At 59.3% G+C, this 329-nt stretch carries 1 protein-coding gene; it reads right to left on the bottom strand.

From position 1 onward, the window contains the following. Positions 1-329, bottom strand: a 329-nt coding sequence (locus tag ACM6IP_RS26055) for a DUF2345 domain-containing protein (RefSeq protein ID WP_414862611.1), incomplete at both ends; no start/stop codon positions are given.

Raw genomic sequence — 329 nt, 5'->3', positions numbered from 1 at the left:
TTTGCGCCACGTTGAGCCGCAACGGTTGTTTGGTCAGGCTCTGTGGGTATTGCGGATGCGATGCGGTCAGGCTGGCGGGGCCCAGGAGGTCGAAATACGGCGACTTGATGTTGTAGTCCCCCAGCGTCCCGGACTCGATGCAATTCTGATCAAGGGTGAAGTAGCTACCCCCGGCATTGAGGGTGATTTTTTTCTTCGCCGTGATGCGGATTTCATCCTCGGTGCTGGTGATCTCCAGGCCGTGGCGGGCCATCAGTTGCAACGTGTCGTTCTGCGCCTGGACACTCACCGGTCCCTGGTTGGCGATCAGCTTGATCCCCAGCTTGCGC

The sequence above is a fragment of the Pseudomonas sp. IT-P176 genome, assembly GCF_949767245.1.
Lineage (GTDB): Bacteria > Pseudomonadota > Gammaproteobacteria > Pseudomonadales > Pseudomonadaceae > Aquipseudomonas.
Note: the sequence above shows the minus strand (reverse complement) of the source record. Positions and strands in the feature narration are given on the sequence as shown.